This is a genomic window from Pseudomonas sp. BCA17 (assembly GCF_004519405.1).
In the GTDB taxonomy this organism is placed as follows: Bacteria; Pseudomonadota; Gammaproteobacteria; order Pseudomonadales; family Pseudomonadaceae; genus Aquipseudomonas.
The window spans coordinates 1,110,660-1,129,450 of sequence record NZ_SGWI01000001.1; the positions used below are offsets into that span (position 1 = coordinate 1,110,660).

At 59.0% G+C, this 18,791-nt stretch carries 25 protein-coding genes; 21 read left to right on the forward strand and 4 right to left on the reverse strand.

The features are described from left to right. Window positions 1-5 precede the first annotated feature (5 nt). The 4 genes from EXW71_RS05055 to EXW71_RS05070 all read left to right on the forward strand — a co-directional run bounded on the left by EXW71_RS05055 (window position 6) and on the right by EXW71_RS05070 (window position 2,493). A complete protein-coding gene (locus EXW71_RS05055; RefSeq protein ID WP_177421568.1) occupies window positions 6-821 on the forward strand; it encodes an ERF family protein in 816 nt (271 codons plus the stop codon). Further along, the gene (locus EXW71_RS05060; RefSeq protein WP_134657809.1) at window positions 818-1,585 is read left to right on the forward strand and encodes a lambda exonuclease family protein; all 768 of its coding nucleotides are present in this window, start codon (window positions 818-820) and stop codon (window positions 1,583-1,585) included. The genes EXW71_RS05055 and EXW71_RS05060 overlap by 4 nt, the downstream gene beginning before the upstream one ends. Further along, window positions 1,582-2,100, forward strand: a complete 519-nt coding sequence (locus tag EXW71_RS05065) for a hypothetical protein (RefSeq protein WP_134657810.1) — start codon at window positions 1,582-1,584, stop codon at window positions 2,098-2,100. Before EXW71_RS05060 ends, EXW71_RS05065 begins: the two co-directional genes overlap by 4 nt. Window positions 2,101-2,181: 81 nt before the next feature. Beyond that, window positions 2,182-2,493: a hypothetical protein gene (locus EXW71_RS05070; protein WP_134657811.1), complete on the forward strand. Its 312-nt coding sequence runs from the start codon at window positions 2,182-2,184 to the stop codon at window positions 2,491-2,493. Between the two features lie 41 nt (window positions 2,494-2,534). Here EXW71_RS05070 and EXW71_RS05075 read toward each other — a convergent pair whose 3' ends face one another. Beyond that, window positions 2,535-3,194, reverse strand: a complete 660-nt coding sequence (locus EXW71_RS05075) for a hypothetical protein (protein WP_134657812.1) — start codon at window positions 3,192-3,194, stop codon at window positions 2,535-2,537. A 98-nt stretch (window positions 3,195-3,292) separates the two neighbouring features. Here EXW71_RS05075 and EXW71_RS05080 point away from each other — a divergent pair, with 98 nt between their 5' ends. Both EXW71_RS05080 and EXW71_RS05085 read left to right on the forward strand, forming a co-directional pair. After that, a complete protein-coding gene (locus EXW71_RS05080; protein ID WP_177421567.1) occupies window positions 3,293-3,604 on the forward strand; it encodes a hypothetical protein in 312 nt (103 codons plus the stop codon). Between the two features lie 4 nt (window positions 3,605-3,608). Next, the gene (locus EXW71_RS05085; protein WP_134657813.1) at window positions 3,609-3,986 is read left to right on the forward strand and encodes a hypothetical protein; all 378 of its coding nucleotides are present in this window, start codon (window positions 3,609-3,611) and stop codon (window positions 3,984-3,986) included. A 9-nt stretch (window positions 3,987-3,995) separates the two neighbouring features. Here EXW71_RS05085 and EXW71_RS05090 read toward each other — a convergent pair whose 3' ends face one another. After that, complete coding sequence (locus EXW71_RS05090) at window positions 3,996-4,232, reverse strand: hypothetical protein (protein ID WP_134657814.1); 237 nt, start codon at window positions 4,230-4,232, stop codon at window positions 3,996-3,998. A 249-nt stretch (window positions 4,233-4,481) separates the two neighbouring features. On the opposite strand from EXW71_RS05090, the gene EXW71_RS05095 reads away from it, so the two are divergent. The 11 genes from EXW71_RS05095 to pbpG all read left to right on the forward strand — a co-directional run bounded on the left by EXW71_RS05095 (window position 4,482) and on the right by pbpG (window position 11,089). Next, a complete protein-coding gene (locus tag EXW71_RS05095) occupies window positions 4,482-5,129 on the forward strand; it encodes a DUF4406 domain-containing protein (protein ID WP_134657815.1) in 648 nt (215 codons plus the stop codon). Next, on the forward strand, window positions 5,126-5,467 hold the full coding sequence (locus EXW71_RS05100; protein WP_134657816.1) for a hypothetical protein: 342 nt from the start codon (window positions 5,126-5,128) through the stop codon (window positions 5,465-5,467). The genes EXW71_RS05095 and EXW71_RS05100 overlap by 4 nt, the downstream gene beginning before the upstream one ends. A gap of 67 nt (window positions 5,468-5,534) precedes the next feature. Continuing rightward, entirely contained in the window at window positions 5,535-5,771 is a 237-nt protein-coding gene (locus tag EXW71_RS05105) for a hypothetical protein (RefSeq protein ID WP_256657079.1), read from the forward strand. Beyond that, window positions 5,749-6,378 (forward strand): hypothetical protein, encoded by a 630-nt coding sequence (locus EXW71_RS05110; RefSeq protein WP_134657817.1) that lies wholly within the window; start codon window positions 5,749-5,751, stop codon window positions 6,376-6,378. Before EXW71_RS05105 ends, EXW71_RS05110 begins: the two co-directional genes overlap by 23 nt. Window positions 6,379-6,838: 460 nt before the next feature. Further along, a complete protein-coding gene (locus tag EXW71_RS05120) occupies window positions 6,839-7,579 on the forward strand; it encodes a hypothetical protein (protein WP_134657818.1) in 741 nt (246 codons plus the stop codon). A gap of 49 nt (window positions 7,580-7,628) precedes the next feature. Then, entirely contained in the window at window positions 7,629-8,069 is a 441-nt protein-coding gene (locus EXW71_RS05125; protein WP_134657819.1) for a phage protein NinX family protein, read from the forward strand. Window positions 8,070-8,120: 51 nt separating this feature from the next. Next, window positions 8,121-8,393 carry a hypothetical protein gene (locus EXW71_RS05130; protein WP_134657820.1) on the forward strand — a complete coding sequence of 91 codons (273 nt, stop codon included), beginning with the start codon at window positions 8,121-8,123 and terminating at the stop codon, window positions 8,391-8,393. A 36-nt stretch (window positions 8,394-8,429) separates the two neighbouring features. Further along, window positions 8,430-8,648, forward strand: a complete 219-nt coding sequence (locus EXW71_RS05135; protein WP_134657821.1) for a hypothetical protein — start codon at window positions 8,430-8,432, stop codon at window positions 8,646-8,648. Between the two features lie 2 nt (window positions 8,649-8,650). Next, a complete protein-coding gene (locus tag EXW71_RS29005; protein WP_256657081.1) occupies window positions 8,651-8,995 on the forward strand; it encodes a hypothetical protein in 345 nt (114 codons plus the stop codon). After that, window positions 8,896-10,032, forward strand: a complete 1,137-nt coding sequence (locus EXW71_RS05140) for a site-specific integrase (RefSeq protein WP_256657088.1) — start codon at window positions 8,896-8,898, stop codon at window positions 10,030-10,032. The genes EXW71_RS29005 and EXW71_RS05140 overlap by 100 nt, the downstream gene beginning before the upstream one ends. A 133-nt stretch (window positions 10,033-10,165) precedes the next feature. After that, entirely contained in the window at window positions 10,166-11,089 is a 924-nt protein-coding gene (gene pbpG, locus EXW71_RS05145; protein WP_134657823.1) for a D-alanyl-D-alanine endopeptidase, read from the forward strand. A 204-nt stretch (window positions 11,090-11,293) separates the two neighbouring features. Here the strand turns inward: pbpG and EXW71_RS05150 are convergent, their stop codons facing one another. Further along, window positions 11,294-11,956 carry a peptidase C39 family protein gene (locus tag EXW71_RS05150; RefSeq protein WP_123717886.1) on the reverse strand — a complete coding sequence of 221 codons (663 nt, stop codon included), beginning with the start codon at window positions 11,954-11,956 and terminating at the stop codon, window positions 11,294-11,296. Between the two features lie 199 nt (window positions 11,957-12,155). Between EXW71_RS05150 and EXW71_RS28735 the strand changes: the two genes are divergently transcribed. Further along, entirely contained in the window at window positions 12,156-12,308 is a 153-nt protein-coding gene (locus EXW71_RS28735) for a hypothetical protein (protein ID WP_167659634.1), read from the forward strand. On the opposite strand, the gene EXW71_RS05155 is transcribed toward EXW71_RS28735, so the two are convergent. Then, entirely contained in the window at window positions 12,305-12,715 is a 411-nt protein-coding gene (locus EXW71_RS05155) for a hypothetical protein (RefSeq protein ID WP_123717887.1), read from the reverse strand. The genes EXW71_RS28735 and EXW71_RS05155 overlap by 4 nt on opposite strands. Before the next feature lie 219 nt (window positions 12,716-12,934). Here EXW71_RS05155 and EXW71_RS05160 point away from each other — a divergent pair, with 219 nt between their 5' ends. Genes EXW71_RS05160 through EXW71_RS05170 form a run of 3 tightly spaced genes read left to right on the forward strand, consistent with a single transcriptional unit; the run spans window position 12,935 to window position 18,717 of the window. Next, window positions 12,935-16,156: an efflux RND transporter permease subunit gene (locus tag EXW71_RS05160; protein WP_134657824.1), complete on the forward strand. Its 3,222-nt coding sequence runs from the start codon at window positions 12,935-12,937 to the stop codon at window positions 16,154-16,156. Continuing rightward, on the forward strand, window positions 16,146-17,315 hold the full coding sequence (locus tag EXW71_RS05165) for an efflux RND transporter periplasmic adaptor subunit (protein WP_134657825.1): 1,170 nt from the start codon (window positions 16,146-16,148) through the stop codon (window positions 17,313-17,315). The genes EXW71_RS05160 and EXW71_RS05165 overlap by 11 nt, the downstream gene beginning before the upstream one ends. Continuing rightward, window positions 17,299-18,717 carry an efflux transporter outer membrane subunit gene (locus tag EXW71_RS05170; RefSeq protein WP_134657826.1) on the forward strand — a complete coding sequence of 473 codons (1,419 nt, stop codon included), beginning with the start codon at window positions 17,299-17,301 and terminating at the stop codon, window positions 18,715-18,717. The genes EXW71_RS05165 and EXW71_RS05170 overlap by 17 nt, the downstream gene beginning before the upstream one ends. Window positions 18,718-18,791: the final 74 nt, after the last annotated feature.

Below are 18,791 nucleotides of genomic sequence, written 5' to 3' on the forward strand. Positions count from 1 at the left end.
TCGCCATGACTAACTCAGCCCTGGCCGAGCGCACCGAAACTCGGCAGGTCGCCAGCCCGGCGGCCACCAACGAATCAACCGCGATGCTGACAATGATCCAGCGGGCCGCGACCGACCCGGCGTTCGATGCAGACAAAATGCAGAAGATGATGGAGATGTACGAGCGCCACACGGATCGCACGGCAGCAGCAGCCTTTAACGCCGCGATGGTTCGGGCTCAAGCGGAAATCGGTCCCGTATTTCGTGACAAGTTCAACGCCCAAACGAGTAGCGCCTATGCGGCTCTTGAGTCGATTGATCGCAAGATTTCACCGGTCTACACGCTCCACGGATTTTCGCTGTCGTTTGGCACTGGCGATAGCCCACTGGTCGGTCACATCCGCACTGTCTGCGACTGCATGCATGAGGCTGGGCACACAAAGACCTATCACGTCGATCTTCCTATCGACTCTGCGGGCATCAAAGGTAGCGTGAACAAGACCGGGGTTCATGCAGCAGGATCTACCTTCAGTTACGCCCGTCGCTACCTGACAATGATGATTTTCAATGTTGTGCTGACGAACGAGGATAACGACGGAAACGGCGAAGAGGTCCAGCCCCACAGCCTTGGTGAGCTGATGAATGAGTGGATTCCGAAGGCCTACGCCGCCGACTCCAAAGAATCACTCACGGCAATTTGGCAAGAGGGCGTAAAGGCCTCTAAGGACCTGAAAGCCACCGACAATAAGACCGCGACTGACCTCTACGAAGCATTGAAAGTAGCGGTAACCACTCGCGGCACGCAGCTCAGCGCAGCGCCGCAAGAAGGAGTAAGCCAATGATCATCGTCAACTGCACACAAGGCTCCGCTGAATGGCTACAGGCCCGCGCCGGGGTCATCACCGCAAGCATGTTCAGCACCGCCCGCTCCAAGGTTAACGGACTGACAGCACAACAGAAGATCTACGTCGACGCCATGCTGGCCGGGCACAGCGAAAGCAAATCCCGCGACCTGGCCGGGTACAAGGCTGGGCCAAAAGCAGAGGTCGTTCAGCGCGCTCTAGATGGGGAGAAAGTCGGCGAGCCATCTAACGCCGCGCTTACCTATGCCTTTGAGCTGGCGGTTGAGCGGATCGGCGGTGCGCCGCTGGATGGCGGGTTCGAAACTTGGCAGATGCGCCGAGGGCATGAACTGGAGCCGGAAGCCCGCATGGAACACGAAATTCAGACGGGCTTGATCGTCACACAGGTCGGACTGGTGAAGACTGACGATGGCGTCTTCGGCGCCAGCGCGGACGGATTCATCGGCGAGGACGGCGGTGCTGAGTACAAGTGCTTCCTAGCCCCTGACAAGCTTCGCGCCTTCCACATCGACAACGATGCCAGCGAGGTCATCGACCAGGTGCAGGGTTGTATGTGGATCGCCGACAAAAAGTGGTGGCACATCGGAATGTACTGCCCACTACTGAAGCCGGTAGGCCGCCAGCTCTGGTGGAAAGAGTTCAAGCGCGACGACGACTACATCGAAAGCCTTGAGGAAGACCTGTGGGAATTCAAGCTGCTGGTCGACGGGTACGAGGCGGCACTCAGGAGCAAAGCAGCATGATCAGCCCAGAACTCAGCACCATCCGCCAAAAGGATCTAGACCGCGACTGGATCGCCCGCGCCATGGCCGAATACGAAGGCCGTGACACCCTCGAAACACTTCCAATGCAGGTCCGCGACGCTGACTTCGGCACGATGTTCAACGGAAAGGCTAAGGATGGTTCGCGGGCCGAGCCTAACCCTTCGCTGGAATCCAAGATTGCGGAAGCAGCGCCAACGCTGACTGTCACCGAGGCCATGAAGACGTTCCACCTCAGTGAGCGCGATTTAAAGCTGTTGGCGTCCCGCATGGGCTTCAAGTTCAAGCGCGGCTACACCACCAACCAGGGGCACAAGGCTGCCGACGGCCCAATGGTTGAGCGGATCATTGCCCTGCGCGACGTAGGCCTGAGCCGCTCCAAGGTCATGAAGCAGACCGGCATGTGTTACGAGAAATTCCACCGTCTGCTGAAGGACTACAAGATCGAATTCCCGGCGCTCCCGTTTCACCTAAGGAACGGAAAGATCAAGCCTTGAAACGATCCATAGCCCGACCCCAGCAACGCAAACGACAAACCTGGCTCGCACTGCCGGCCAGCGGAATAGAAGAGGTAGGCAATGGCCATGGATCAACAAGCGCGATCAGCAAAGAGCGCGGCGAAACGCAAGGAGCTTGGCGAGGAAGAGCTCCGGCACAGGGTGCGGGCTGGCGAGAAGCGGATGCTCGCTGACCTCATGGCCTGGACTGAAGACACTGAGCAGGCCTCAGTAATGGCCGGCTCCCTTCGCTATGTCCACTCACTAGGCCGCGATGGTGCGCGTGAAGCGCTACGTTCGCGCCACAAAATCGAAGTAAACGAAAACGTGGCGGCAGAACTCTACGCCATCGGCCAGCGCCAAGCATCACGGCTCGACGCCGAAGAAGCATAACCCACCCTACTCGCTGCATCCGGTATACGCAGGTTTGGTAATTAAGCAATCCTTCGGCAGAACTCCGCAAGTCCTGGAACGGTGAATGGGCCAGGACTCACGAACTGCCCCCGAGGTCCCGGCCAGAAAAACCTAAACTCTTGCTGGTCTTCATATTGATCTGGTGGCTTAACAAATGCTGGCCGACCCGGTGCCTGTTGAGTGCCCGTGAAATGTCTTTGCCTATAAACAATCGGCCCGAACTGGCCCTGCCCCGTTTGCCACCTTCGGAACAGCTCAGCATTCAAGAGCAGAAAGAACGCCTCAGGGTTATTAATCTCCGCACAGTGTTTGCCAAAGTCGTCAGTAAGTTTCTCTTCGGCAAATCCTGATGTCATACAAAGGACGTACCCATCCGTCGAACGCACGACAGTATTATTAGTGATCGTATTGTTTTTGCAGGTCTCATCCATCTCAATGCCGGACATCGCCGCGACATAGGCAAATTCAGGATTGCTTATATCTCCCGTGATCGGAGCTCCAGAATTGTAGGTCTGCATACCTTCGCCTACATCTCGTTGCTGTTTGTTTTCGTGTCTCCGGCACTTGTCGAGGGTGCTTAGATAAATCTTTCCAGAAACGAACTGATCCACATGATCGGGATCGTTCATGTACCTATAAAGCTTATCCGGCCAAGCTATCGAACCACTGTTAAAAGCCATACCCGCTCCTTGATCCGGCTCCATGCCGGTCACCCGTAATACCCCATATCAACGAATCACGCCAGCCGGCGAGGCAGGCGCACGCTTGGAGATAACCCATGAGCATCCCCGCAAGTGCTTTGAGCGATGAAGAGTGCCTGCACTACGCGGCGCTTGAGCCCGCCGCCGCTGCTGAGCTTACCCGGCGTTTTACCGCGCAATGTATTGATCCTGGCGCCGAGGCCGAGAGTCTTCGCGAAGATATCCGCATGCTCGAAAGCCAGGCTGATGATGCTGAAGACGAGCTGGATCGCCTTCGAGACTATGCCGAAGAGGCTCGCAGCTACATCAGGCGCGCAATGAATCACGACGAGCACGAAGAGTTGCCGGTGAGCAAGCTTCTTCAGAAAGCCCTCGATTGCCTGGAGTAAGGCCATGACCACTTTTGCAGTGTTTGGAATGAGCGAGAACTGGGCTCGCGAAGAGGCCAAAGAGCACACGCCCACCTTCAAAAATGAGGGCGGTAAGCGCATCGACCTGACCGTTTCACAATGGGAGGCCGAGGTGGAGGTTCAGGTGGCCAAGATCATGGCGGGCAAAAAATGCGTGCGCCTGTCACCGATGTTCGACGCCCCCCAGTACGCACAGCAGTTCATGGACATGGCCCGAAAGAGCATAGTCTGTCGCGACCTGAAGATCAGGACCAAGGCCGTCCTGGTCGACGCCAAGAAAAAGCCGATCCTGAATGCCAAAACTGGTGCGCCAAAGGTTGGGTTTGCTGACTGGGTGCCGGAGGCGACTTACGCCGCCTGACAGCACTGATTAGCGAGCTACGCGCCCAGCAATAAGCCTGGCTCCGACTTCGCGCCCATCCACCTGCGCCAGGCCACGGTCAACATAGGTTCGGTCACCAGCAACAACCGGCACCACCACCTCACCACCACGCTTTACCTCGACGTTGATACGCCAGGTCTCCCGGCCTTCCTCGTCCTTGTCGCACTCCATGTAGTTCCAAACCTGAAAGCCTTCGATCTCATCGTAAATATCGTGCTTGGTCATGGTCCTGCCCATTTAGAGGAAGGGGCCATCGTAGCTCAAAGCCAGCCGGCACGGATGAGCGCGTCGACAATGCGAGTGAAATCAAAAAATAGGCGCACCAGCGCCGTAGTTAATTGAAGCGCGCGAATTAAGCGGTTCATTGAGTTATGTCTCCAAGTTATGGGAGGGACGTTGTCCTTCTACCACTACATGGGACTTCAAAATTCCCCCCCACTCTGCCGCCCGGGCATGGCCCGGCAAGGACTCCCCATGCCTACAGAAAACCATATCGACTGCCCGGCCTTGCACAGGCGCCGCGAGTTTTACCCTTACGGTGACCGCGTTCCACGCACCGTGCGGATGCTCAAGACGGTTACTGCCGACCTTATGCCGCGTATCGGGCTCGCTTACATCCGAGGCGAACATCCGGTTGCAGAGGCTGGACACAGTTATCCGGCTTGGACAAACAGCCTCGGCGCCGTAGCAGCGGTGATGCCTGATGGATCGCGCCTTGGGCTGCGCAAGGAAGAGTTCGAGGTCGACACCTGGCACGACCTCTCGCCGGTGCCAGCAGCGTCCGGCGTAACCCTCCAGGCCGCCCGCGCCAACCGCGTCTACGTGGCCGGGCCCATGACGGGTATCGCCGACTTCAACTACCCGGCCTTCAACGCCGTGGCCGACCAGCTGAGACCCCTCGGCTACGAAGTCGAGAACCCCGCCGATCACGGCGTCGTCGAGGGTGCGCAGTGGGGTGACTACATGGCCTACGACCTGACCCGCCTGGGCCTATGCGGAATGATTGCCCTGCTGCCCGACTGGGAGAAGTCGCAAGGCGCACGCCTGGAAGTCCTGATCGCCGAGAAGCTCGGCATGAAGGTAGTGGATGCCCATGATCTGGTAACGAGGGAGGCTGTATGAGCAATCAATGGAAACTGGTGCCAGCGGCGTGGCTTGATCCAGATAGCATCCAACGGGGTGAGATCCTTTCGGCGCAGGCAAAGAAGAACAGCGACTTCCTCGGCCAGCAGGATCGGGCTGCACGCTTCAGCGTTCCTCTCTACGAACATCCCGATGCGGCTGAAGTTGCGCGACTGAACGCCGAGCGTGACGCCCTGCAGGTTCTCCTGACAGCAGCGGATGAGCGGGCGGATTTGCTGAGCGATCTTCTCTTAAGAACACTCGCCTACTACACGGAGTCTTGCTTCCCTGAGGATTTGCTCTTGGAGGTCAAATCCGCGCTCAAGGTGATCCCATGAAATACCAACTCCCCGCCTACTGCTGGTGCCTGCTGGCACTGGCACAACTGATTTGATGAGGTGATTTATGAGTGGAATGAATGTAAGCGGAAACATCATGGTACAGGAGGCGCAGCACGCCGGTTTTGAGGCGCATGTTTACCCCTCTCGTGTTGCCGCTGCGATTCAGCTTCTGCGCGTTGAGATCCGGCGCTCTCAAAATGAGATAGCGAAAATCGGTGAGATTGAGTCGCTTGTGGCTCAGCTTATCGCAGACGAACGCACAGAATTGGAGTGCGGCAATGACCACCAACCAAACGATTGACGGCGTGCTGGTATCGCGTGAGCTGTTGCGCAGGGTTTCCAACCCTTACGCACCCAAAGGCCAGGAGCTGGCCCGTGCAGAGCTGCGCGCCCTGCTGGATGCGCCTGCCTCGGCGAGTGATGGGGTCAACTGGAAGGCCGTAGCGAACGAGCAAATGGGGATTATACAAGCGCTCAAGTCCGACAACGCTAAGCTCGCTGACGACCGTACAAGGCTTTCGGCTGAGCTTGAAACTCTGCGCCCAGCGTACAAGAGCGTTCTTGCGCAACTGGATGCCGCCCAGCCCCAGGGCGAGCATACCGCAGTGGGGTTCCTGGAAAGGATGCTGAAAGGCTCGGGGGATGATCGTCTGGAGGCATGGCAGGGAGAAATGGCCATGCTGCTGGAACACATCGCCGAGCAGCCCGCGCCGGTAGCGGTTCAATCGCTGGAAATTGTTGGGCGCCAGTGCTTTCCATCGGAGGCCATGAAAGCCGTTCAGGGTTATCGCAAAGAGCCATGGGTAGATGGCGATGCTGGTCAGGTGCCATCGATACCAGGGTTCTACCGCGTCGAGCCGCTTGTACGCCTTTCCGATGTGTTACGCCTGGTCGCGATATCCCGATAGGAGCGCTTTTTCTAAGTATTTGAGTTCGGCGGTGAGCCGGACCTAGGTAGTCGCTCAAGTTTACGAGCGGTAGCAGGCGGGGCCTTTATACGTGCTCTATCCAAACCCCTGGCCAGAGCGCTTGTCATCGTCTCACCAGGCAAAGTTTCAGGCGTTTCCTCAAAGAGCATTTTCCCACGCGCCCCGTAAACCCCGATGAACATTTCCGTTCTGCCGAGAAGCGACATGCGGACTTGTACATTTAAAAGCGTGCCATTCGGCTGACGCTCGTCTACTGATCGAGTGTGAAGCGAAGGATCAGCCCAATCCCAGAACACCTTGCCCCTGTTTCTCATCTGCGTCGCCCTGAAATTTAGGCGGCGATTATGCGACTTGTTATAAGCGGGGCAAAAGCCTGCGCAACAAAAATTTCTCTCATCTCCCCTTCAAAGTCAGCCGCTATAGCGGCAAGGACGAAGTCATGCCAAAACATCAGCCAGAACTGGCCCGCATCTACAACGTGTTCGGCCTCAGCTCAAACCATGAGCTGTCGACCCTGCTGGTCAATATCGAAAACACGAAGCGCTTCTCCGATCTGTTGCACGCAGTTGAGCGCGAGTTTTTCATGGTGCCCGGCGAGCCATCTGATGAGCCCGAAGACACAGGGCATCCGGTAGATGACGACTGCCTGGTAAATAGCTGGGGGTCGACACAGGCTGAGTACCTCAAGCAATTCAAGGCAGCATTACCGATAGCTGCCGCGAACTCGATACCCGCCTATGAGGCGCTCGTGACCGGTGAAAAGTGGTCGCTGGACGGCGAAAACGGCTCCTGGGATTACGACAGCCTCGACGAACTGCTTGAGGACAACTACGGCCACGACAGCGATGGCGATGGGCATCCGGCCAGCTACCGGCCTGGCCTATATGAAGGCGGTACGGTCTATCGCGGGGTTGTCTGCAAGGACGACCCCGCGTGCTTCCTGCCAGATGCCGACGATGTGACCGAGCGAATGTTCGAAAACGCTTGCGATAGCGACGCTGGCGAATGGGTTGATGCCTATCCAGACCTAAGCAAGGTTGCAAAGGCAGAACTGCAGATCGCCCTCGCGCCGCTAAAGGCCTGGGCTCGTAAGCATTGCCAGCCAGAGTTCTTCACGATCAAGGACATAACGCCACACATCGTCACCACTGAAGACGTGAGCCGGAGCAGGAAGTCATGATCGCCACCCTCTGGTTCGCCTACGTCTTCATTTACAAGGGGCCGAGGCCATGAATACGACCGCAGTGAAAACGCAAGATCTTACCGGCACGGCTCTGGATTGGGCTATGGCGATGGCTGTGCATGACAAGGTGTATTGCTACCCAGACGGCGGCCTGTGCCCACCCGAAGGCACCGTCTCTCTGAATGAGGACGACAACAGCCTGTGGACGAACATCGGGGGATTTCACCATGGCGACCGGTGGTCACCGTCAACCGACTGGAATCAGACGGGACCTTTGATCGAGAAATACCAAATCGCCCTGATCCCTGAAGCACATGACGGCCTGGAAGGGACGGTGATGTCCGAGCGCTGGTATGCGGACATTTACTATAACGGTGGCCAGCAGTACACGACCGAGCATTGCGAAACCCCGTTGACCGCCGCATGCCGCGCCATCGTCGGCGCCAACCTGGGCGACACCGTCAGCATCCCCACCGAGCTCATCTAACCCCAATCCCCCTACATGCCTGCCGGTGAGCGGCGGGCGAGGTATTCCTGCATGACTGAAAACCAATTTCCCTATGAGGCCTGGGTGCTGACCGCCGGCTTTGCGCCAAAGAAAGTCGAGATCGTTGGAATCTTCAGCTCGGACGGCTGGATGCGAGCCCAGAGTCGGAAGACCTACCACCAGGTGGATCTGTTCACCTCCAAGGAAAGAGCCATCGAGGCCGGTTGTCGCCGGCTGGATGAACAGTGGAGTGCGCTTCAGAAGAGAGCGGACGCCATCGTCAAGAAGAAGGCGATGCTCGCGAAGCACTCAGCCAAACCCTAACCCACCTTCTGCCGCCCAGCGCGGCAAGGACACCCCATGTTCGCTATGAAACTCACCCTGATACTGCTGGGCGCTTTGCTGTACCTGTTCGGTACCGGCTGCTGGTTCTTCTGGACCGGCCCCTACCTGCTCGGGACCGGCACCACTGAAGCATTGCTTTACGCCTTTGGCGGGACCTGCACCTGGCTACTGACCACCTTTGGTGTTGCCGTACAAATTATCAAAGCAGCGCGGCCCACGGCTGGCGGGAGGTAGCTATGGCAGAAGCCAATGAAAAATCAGAAGCATTTCAGCTCGATAAAGTGCCGGAAGTTCGCATGGCCGAAATCATCGGCACCACCAAGCGGGCGCTGGAAGGCAAGCGCGACCGAGGCGTAATACCTGAGGGCGTCTGGAACAAGATAGATGGGCGAATTTTTTATAGCTTGAGGAGATATGAAGCATGGCTAGAAAGCCAATGGGCCTGCCCACAGGAGTTGAATTCGTTGGTCAGTCCGTTCGCATTCGGTTCACTTGGAGAGGCGAGCGGCGCTGCGAAACTCTCGCATACCCACAAACCCCAAAAGGGATTAAAGCGGCAGCCGATCTACGCGATCAAGTAATAAGCCTGGCCAAGCATGGGGTTCTGAATGATCAGCGTTACGCCGAGATGTTCCCGAACTCCAGTTACACGCCTGTTTCACTGGTGATGACGTTCGGTGAGTATGCACAGGCTTGGATCAACAGCTTGGAGATCGTGCCAGGCACCCGCAGAAACTATCGCTCAACGATCAACACTTACTGGATGCCTTGGCTTGGCCAGCTCCCAATCACTTCAATCACTACGATGGTGCTGCGCAGAGTAATCAGCGAAACGGCCTGGGAAACGCAGTCGGTTAAGCGCGAGTCGATAGCACGGGTCACATCGCTGTTGAAAGCAGCCATGCAAGATGAGCTGATTGAACGTAATCCTGCTGCACCGATCAAGCTACCCAAGAAGACAAAAAAACAGGTTGATCCTTTTTCCGGAGATGAAGCGGCCGCAATCATTGAATGGATGTACGCAAATTTTAAAAAGCCTGGTGTACGGATATTTGCTGCTTACTTTGAATTTGCTTTCTTCAGTGGGATGAGGACAGGAGAGATAGCGGCATTGCGCTGGGATGAGATCGACATGGATGCGCGAACAGCACACGTTTGCCGGATCGTTGTAGATGGGGAAGTAGAGGAGCGCACCAAAACTAAGTACGCGCGGACAGTGATGCTCAATAGCCGAGCGCTGAATGCCTTGCGGCAGGCCAGGCAGATCGCGGATGATCGCTTGCTACAGAGACGTAGGATTAAAACGGCATCGCCGTTTGTGTTTCCACCATCGGGTGGCTCTGAATTCATCTGCCGACCGTCTCAGACCGGCGACCAATTCAGCAAGGCATTGACGGCGCTTGATCTGCGGCATCGGCCGCAGTACAACTGCAGACACACGTATGCCACCATGTGCATTATGGCGGGCGTAAATCCTGCATTTATCGCCGACCAGCTTGGACACAGCATCCAAGTGTTGCTGACGACTTATGCAAAATGGATGTCGTCTACCACTGACTGGTCAGAAGTTGGAAAGCTCGAAAAATCAATGATTGGTACAAAATCGGTACAAGCGTAACCAATCATCGGCTTACAGCCTTTATTTAAAGGCTCTCTATCACTTTCTGATCCATACTCCTAAAATGTAACGGCATTTGTCATAAAACCCGTTTCCAAACGGTATTTCCTTACTTTTTAGCGAGTTCACCCGCGTGAAAATTCGTCTCTCTATTGTCAGCCTATTTTTTGCATTTACAGGCACCTTCGCACACGCAGCCGAAACCACCCTGGCTCCGCGTGATACGTCCAAGCTTCAGATCGCTTCTGGCAGCGCCATGCTTGTCGACCTGCAGACCAATAAAGTCATTTATTCCAGCAATCCCGACGTGGTGGTACCTATCGCCTCGGTGAGCAAATTGATGACCGGCCTGGTGGTGCTGGAAGCCAAGCAGAACATGGATGAATACATCGATATCAACATCAAGGACACGCCGGAGATGAAAGGCGTGTTTTCCCGGGTGAAAATCGGCAGCGAAATGCCACGCAAAGAGATGCTGCTGATCGCCCTGATGTCCTCGGAAAACCGCGCCGCCGCCAGCCTGGCTCACCACTACCCGGGCGGCTATCCGGCCTTTATCGCGGCGATGAACGCCAAGGCCAAGGCGCTGGGCATGACCAGCACCCACTACGTCGAACCCACCGGCCTGTCGATTCACAACGTATCCACGGCCCGTGACCTGAGCAAGCTGCTGGCCTATGCGCGCAAATTTCCGATGCTCAGCCAGCTCAGTACCACCAAAGAAAAGACAGTGTCATTCCGCAAACCCAACTACACCCTGGGCTTCTCCAACACCGACCACCTGATCAACCGCGCCAACTGGGATATCAAGCTGACCAAGACCGGTTTCACCAACCAGGCCGGCCATTGCCTGGTACTGGTGACTAGCATGGGTAACCGCCCGGTCTCATTGGTGATCCTGGACGCCTTCGGCAAATTCACGCACTTCGCCGACGCCGGTCGTATTCGCAATTGGGTCGAGACCGGCAAGAGTGGTTCGGTGCCGGACGTCGCGTTGCGCTACAAGGCCGACAAGAATCTGAAAAACCGTCCGAATGCCGCAGAAGTGCGTCGCTAAGCGGCAGATCGGCAAAAACGGCGCCTTGGGCTAAGGCCAGTCAGTTAAGGCTTTTTGTAGGAGCGAGCTTGCTCGCGAAAAACTCACAGGCGCCGTGTTAATTCAGGCAACACGCGTTATCGTTGACGGTTTTCGCGAGCAAGCTCGCTCCTACAGACCACACTTTCGCTTAACTGACTGGCATTACGCCTGGGGCGCCGTTTTTCATTTGCGTTGCGCCAACACCTTGAGCGCCTGCGCCGCCGCCTGTTCCTGCCCGGCCTGGGCCGTGGCATTGGCCGACTCACGCCAGCGTTGTGCATCCACATTGGCGGGCAGTTGGCTTGGACGCTGGGTCAACATGGCCCAGTGACCGGCGCTTTTCCACGCGGATTCAAAGTCACTGAAGCTCATCTGCATCCGCCGCTCCATGCCGGAGCGCAGCAGCACGGTGCTCTTTTGTTGATTGAACCCCACCACCACGACATACCGGGTCCCGGACCAGAAACTCGGGTTGAGCCGCGCCATCACCGGGTAACCCGCCGCCACTTGCGCCAGCACCGCCGTCAGTTGGCTCTCCAGCGGGTACACCATCAGCCCGTACTCCCGCGCCAGCACCTGCATGTTGCGCTCGAGGTCGGCCTCACCGCCCGGCAGGTGCAGCGGCTTATCCAAAAGACCCGGTGTCATGACAATGCCTTGTTGCGACAGCATGCTGGCCAAGGCGCTGGGGCCACTCTGATAGGCCTCGCTGCGAAAGGTCGGTACGCCATTGAGTTCGACGCGTTCCGGCAGGCCCGGCAGTTTCGAGGGGTGCCCGGAACACGCCGCGAGCCCCAGGGCACAGGCCAGCAACAAGGTGGTTTTAACGTTCGAGCGTAACCGCAATTTTTTACTCTCTTGATCAACTGCCGGTGAGGCCCCAGATCATAGCCCAATCGCGTTCAGGTAGGAGAGCGGCGGCATTGATATAGCAAACAAGTTGGACGGACTCGACCATTGGTCAATAGCAGGCAACCGCCGGCTAGCTAGACTGTCCATTGAGAAGACTGTGTGTGTGCCCCGAGCGGGGCGAAAGGAGGCCAAAATGAGCCTTGCAACTACGATTTTCCTGTTGATCTGCGGTTGGCTGGCCGTAGCCGGCGCCATGCTGTGGGGCGTGATGCGCGTGACACGTCGCCATCATCACCCCCACGTCAAGCCCGCCAAGCCACCTGAAGCGGCGGCACGGCACGCTTAGCCAGGCATGCAATTGAAGTCCTGGGTCGCGGCAACTTCCTTGCCATGACCATCCTTGAGCACCGCGCGCACGGTAGTGCCCAGGCTCGACTCGACCAGGGTGTAATGCTCACCCGCCTTGAAGTGTTTGTACTCGACACGTCCCTGACAGTCCTGCTGGTTGTCGTCGCCCGCCTCCTCTTCAAATAAGGTCACATCCAGGCGATGGTCGCCCGGGGTCACTTCAAAAAAACGCCCGTCATCCACGCGCTTGCCGTCGACGCGTTCGGCCATCAGGTCATTCGGGGCTTCTTCCTTCAAACCAATCCACGCTTCGCTCGGGTCCGCCTTGGGGATCGGGCCGGCACACGCCGACAGCAGCAATACAGCACCGAGGGCAGGAATCAACAACAGAGGTTTAAGTGACATGGCAGGGCTCCAAAGAACGTGAGTAAAAAGACGAGGCGAAATGTGTCGCGTCCGATGGATGACAAGCTTGGAGAGCGGCCCTTTGTAGAACAAATGAATACACATGAAACGTTCTTCAGCGCTTAACTAAATGTTCCTTCATTTGGCTGAAAGGTGCGTGTTAGGTGGGTCGGGCAAGACTGCCGGGGTTTGCAATCCTGCTCCCTCGGAGGTTCACGCATGCTCGGGCTGGTAAAGACCGCACTGCAAAAGCCGTACACGTTTATCGTGTTGGCCATATTCATTTGCATCATCGGGCCGATGGCGGCCCTGCGAACCCCTACGGATGTGTTTCCCGATATCGGTATCCCTGTGGTCGCCGTGGTCTGGCAGTACAACGGCCTGTCACCGGACGCCATGGCCGGGCGGGTGATCTATACCTACGAACGCTCGCTGAGCACCACCGTCAACGACATCGAACATATCGAATCGCAATCGCTGCCCGGCATGGGCATCGTGAAGATCTTCTTCCAGCCCGGCGTGGATATCCGTACCGCCAACGCCCAAGTGACCGCGGTTTCACAAACCGTGCTCAAGCAGATGCCACCGGGTATCACGCCGCCACTGATCCTCAACTACAGCGCCTCCACGGTGCCGATCCTGCAAATGGCGTTCTCCAGCCCGAGCCTGTCGGAAGCCAAGATCCGCGACCTGGTGCAGAACAACATTCGCCTGCCTTTAAGCGCCCTGCCCGGCCTGGCCATGCCCACGCCAATGGGCGGAAAGCAGCGGCAGATCACCCTCGACCTCGACCCTCAGGCACTGGCCGCCAAAGGCCTGTCGGCACAAGACGTGGGCAATGCCCTGGCGCTGCAAAACCAGATCATCCCGGTGGGCACCGCCAAGCTCGGTCCCAATGAATACACGATCCTGCTCAACAACAGCCCCAAGGCCATCGATGAACTCAACGACCTGCCGATCAAGACCGTCGACGGCGCACTGATCACCATCGGCCAGGTAGCCCACGTGCGCGACGGCTCGCCGCCGCAGACCAACATCGTGCGGGTCGACGGCCACCGCGCCGTACTGATGCCGGCGCTGAAAAACGGCAGCATCTCCACCCTGTCGATCATCGATGGTATTCGCCAGATGCTGCCGCGCATCAACGAAACCCTGCCACCTTCACTGAAGACCTCGCTGCTCGGTGACGCCTCAGTGTTCGTCAAGCAATCGGTCGGCAGCGTGGCCCGGGAAGGCATCATCGCCGCACTGCTGACCAGCGCGATGATCTTGCTGTTCCTCGGCAGTTGGCGCTCCACACTGATCATCGCCGCCTCGATCCCATTGGCGGTGCTGTCGGCTATCGCGCTGCTGGCGGTCAGCGGGCAAACCCTCAACGTGATGACCCTCGGCGGGCTGGCGTTGGCGGTAGGGATCCTGGTGGACGACGCTACGGTGACGATCGAAAACATCAACTGGCACCTGGAACAAGGCAAGGCGGTGAAAACCGCGATCCTCGACGGCGCCGCGCAGATCGTCGGCCCGGCATTCGTCTCGCTGCTGTGTATCTGCATCGTGTTCGTGCCGATGTTCCTGCTGCACGGCATCGCCGGGTACCTGTTCCGGCCGATGGCCCTGGCGGTGATCTTCGCCATGGCCAGCTCGTTCATCCTCTCGCGGACGCTGGTGCCAACCCTGGCGATGTTCCTGCTCAAGCCGCATACACCGGAGCAAGGTGCGGGGCATCACCCGGAAGATGACTTCATCAATCACCACGAGGGCGAGCAACACAGCAAACCGCGCAATCGCGTGCTGCAATCGGTGCTGAATTTTCAGCAAGGTTTCGAGCGTCACTTCTCGAACATCCGCGACACTTACCACGGCCTGCTGACCCTGGCGCTGGGCAATCGCAAGCGCTTTATCGTCGGCTTCCTGACCTGCGTGATCGCCTCGTTCCTGCTGCTGCCAAGCCTGGGCCAGGACTTCTTCCCGGCCACCGACGCCGGTGCCCTGGCCCTGCACGTACGCTTGCCGCTGGGCACGCGTATTGAAGAAAGCGCGGCGGCGTTCGACCGGATTGAAGCGCGGATTCGCGAAGTGATCCCGGCGCAAGAACTGGACACCATCGTCGACAACATCGGTATTCCGTTGAGCGGTATCGACATGGCCTACAGCAGCAGCGGCACCATCGGCCCGCAGGATGGCGACATCCAGGTCACCTTGAAAGAAGACCATGCGCCCACCGCCGACTACGTGAAAAAACTGCGTGAAGCCTTGCCGGAAAGTTTCCCCGGCAGTCACTTCGCGTTTCTACCGGCCGACATCAGCAGCCAGATCCTCAACTTCGGCGCCCCGGCGCCGCTGGATGTGAAAATCTCCGGGCGCAGCGATGAGGAAAACCGCGCCTACGCCGTGGAACTGGAACGTCGCCTTTCGCATATTCCGGGCATCGCCGACCTGCGTATCCAGCAGTCCACCGGCTACCCGTCGCTGCAAGTCAACGTCGACCGTATGCGGGCCAATGGCCTGGGCATTACCGAGAGGGACGTGACCAACAGCATGGTCGCCTCCCTCGCCGGCAGCTCGCAGACCGCGCCGACCTTCTGGCTGAACCCGGCCAACGGCGTGTCGTACTCCATCGTCGCGGCGACGCCGCAATACCGCCTGGACAGCCTACCGTCACTGGAAGCGTTGCCGGTCACAGGTGCCGGCGGCCAGTCGCAGATCCTCGGCGGCGTGGCGACCATCTCCCGCGTGCAAAGCCCGGCGGTGGTGACCCACTACAACATCCAGCCGACCCTGGACCTGTACGCCAACGTGCAAGGTCGTGACCTGGGTGGCGTGGCCCGCGATGTGCAAAAAGTGCTGGACGATACCGCCTCCATGCGCCCCAAAGGCGCGGTGATCAGCTTGCATGGGCAAATCGACGCGTTGCACGAGGCGTTCAGCGGTTTGAGCTTCGGCCTGCTCGGCGCGGTGGTGCTGATCTACTTGCTGATCGTGGTCAACTTCCAGTCATGGGTCGATCCGTTCGTAATCATCACCGCCTTGCCGGCAGCCTTGGCGGGCATCGTATGGATGCTGTTCCTCAGCGGCACCTCGCTGTCGGTACCGGCGCTCACCGGCGCCATCCTGTGCATGGGCGTGGCCACCGCCAACTCGATCCTGGTGGTGAGCTTCTGCCGTGAGCGCCTGGCCGAACATGGCGATGCATTAAAGGCTGCGCTGGAAGCCGGCTACACGCGCTTCCGCCCGGTGTGCATGACGGCCCTGGCGATGATCATCGGCATGTTGCCCCTGGCCATTTCCGAAGAGCAGAACGCCCCGCTCGGCCGAGCCGTGATCGGCGGCTTGATCCTCGCCACCACTGCCACTTTGTTGTTTGTTCCCGTGGTCTTCAGCCTGGTCCACGGTCGTCACCCTACTCGCGCTGCTGCTGGAGAAACGTCTCATGTCGTCTGATCACAAACCCTCGCGCAAGCGTCTGATGCTCATGGGTGTCGGCGGCCTGACGTTGGCCGCCCTGCTGGTCGCCAACGGCCTCCACGCCCGCACGATGCACGAACAATCGGTTACCGCCTGGACGGAAGCCGCGGCCATCCCGCAGGTGATGGTGTTCCAACCCGAACAGAACGCCACCGGCGACACCCTGCGCTTGCCCGCGCATCTGGAAGCCTGGAGCAAAGCGCCGATCCACGCCCGGGTCAGCGGTTACTTGAAGGACTGGAAAGTCGATATCGGCAGCCAGGTCAACGCCGGGCAAGTGCTCGCCGAAATCGACAGCCCGGACCTCGATCAGCAACTGGCGCAAGCCCACGCCCGACTGGTCCAGGAACAGGCCGATGCGCGCCTGGCTGAAACCACCGCCACGCGTTGGCAAAACCTGCTGGCAAGCCACTCGGTGTCACGCCAGGAGGCCGATGAAAAAACCTCCAACGCCGCCGCCGCCAAAGCCAACGCCGCAGCCGCCGCTGCCGATTACGCACGCCTGTCGGCGCTGGAAAGCTACAAGACCCTCCGCGCGCCCTTCACCGGCACTATCACGGCGCGTAACACCGATATCGGCCAATTGATCAAGGCCGATACCGACAGCGACCCGGAGCTGTTCGACATCGCCGACACTCATCAGCTGCGCCTCTATGTACCGGTGCCACAGAACTACGCAGCGGTGATCCACCCGGGCCTTGAAGCCGAACTGACCGTACCTGAACACCCTGGCGAACACTTCAAGGCGCGCCTGATCGGCGATTCCACCGCCATTGACCGCCGCTCCGGCACCCTGCTCGCCCAGTTCGTCGCCGACAACCCCAAGGGCGAGTTGCTGCCAGGTGACTACGCCGAAGCGACCCTGCCGATTCCGGCGGATACCCACGGCGTGAGCATCCCGGCCAGCGCGTTGATCTTCCGCGCCCAAGGCACCCAGGTCGCGGTGCTGGACGCGCAAAACCACGTGCACCTGCGAGACATCCACATCGGTCTCGACCTCGGCGAGCGCCTGATCATCGACCAGGGTTTGAAACCTGCCGACCGCGTAGTCGACAACCCGCCCGACGCATTGCGCGAGGGTGACCCGGTACAACTGGCCGACGCCTCCGGAGGTGCGCATGCGCCCAAGGCTTAAGCCCCTCGTGGCGTTGGTGCTGCTGGTACTGCAAGGCTGCTCGATGGCGCCCACCTACAAGGTGCCCCCGGTGGACCTGCCGGCCGGCTACCGCGAACAGACCAGCGACGGCCCGTGGCACAGCGCGCAACCGTCCGATCATCTAGCACCCGAATGGTGGAAGCTTTACCACGACTCGCGCCTGAACGACCTGCAACAACAACTGCTCAAGGCCAACCCGGACCTGGCGGCGGCACTGGCGCACTTCGACGCGTCCCAGGCCTACGCCAGCCAACTGCACGCGGGACTGTTCCCGCAGATCAGCGCCAGCGCACAACCATTGCGTCAGCGCCAGTCGGATTCGCGGCCGCTGCGCGGTACTACCCAGCCATCGGTGTACAACAGCAACACCGCAGGGTTTTCCCTGAGCTACGACCTCGACCTGTGGGGCAAAATCCGTAATCAGGTCGCGGCCGGGGATGCCCAGGCGCAGGCGTCCGGGGATGACCTGGCAGCGGCACGCCTGAGCCTGCAACACCAATTGGCAACCTTGTATGTGCAGCTCAACGGGCTGGATGCGCAAAGCCGGATTCTCAGCAGCTCGCTGGATGATTTCGGCCAGGCGTTGCAACTGACACGTAGCCGTTATGAAGGCCAGATTGCTTCGGAACTGGACCTGACGCGCGCACAAAACCAGTTGGCCGAAGCCAAGGCACAGCTGGATGAAGTGCGTGGGCAACGCAACCTGACCGAGCATGCCATTGGCGAGCTGGTCGGCGTGGCGGCCAGCGATTTTTCGTTGCCACCGAGCCGGCAACTGATGGCCTTACCGGGCATTCCGTCGCAACTGCCCAGCCAACTGCTGCAACGTCGACCGGACATTGCAGCGGCGGAACGCCGGGTGTTTGCGGCCAATGCAACTATTGGCGTGGCGAAGGCGGCGTGGTATCCGGACTTCAGCCTGACCGGATTGATCGGCGGGCAGACGCAAGGCGTCGGCAATCTGCTGTCGGCCGGCAACCGTTACTGGGCGCTTGGGCCGTTGGTGAATCTGCCGATCTTTGACGGCGGGCGTTTGAGCGCCAATGAGCGCCAGGCCAAAGCTGAGTTTGAAGAGGCCTCGGCGCAGTACCGCAGCCATGTACTGAAAGCCGTGCGCGAGGTGGAGGATAACCTGGCGCAACTGAGGGATTTGCAGCAGGAAGCCCAGGATGAACAAGCGGCGGCGGATGCGGCGCAGCACACGCAGTCTCTGGCGATGAACAGCTATCAGGCCGGGGCCGTGAGTTATCTGGATGTGGTCACCGCGCAGACCGCTGCATTGCAGGCGCAACGGGCGTTGCAGGCCGTGCAGACACGGCAGTTGCAGGCGAGCGTGGGGTTGGTCACCGCCTTGGGCGGTGGGTGGCAACCGGGCGCCTGACAGGACGACCGATAGCGATGTTTCAGCTGAACCATCGCTATCGGGAGCAAGCCCCCACACGTTCTTTCACCCCA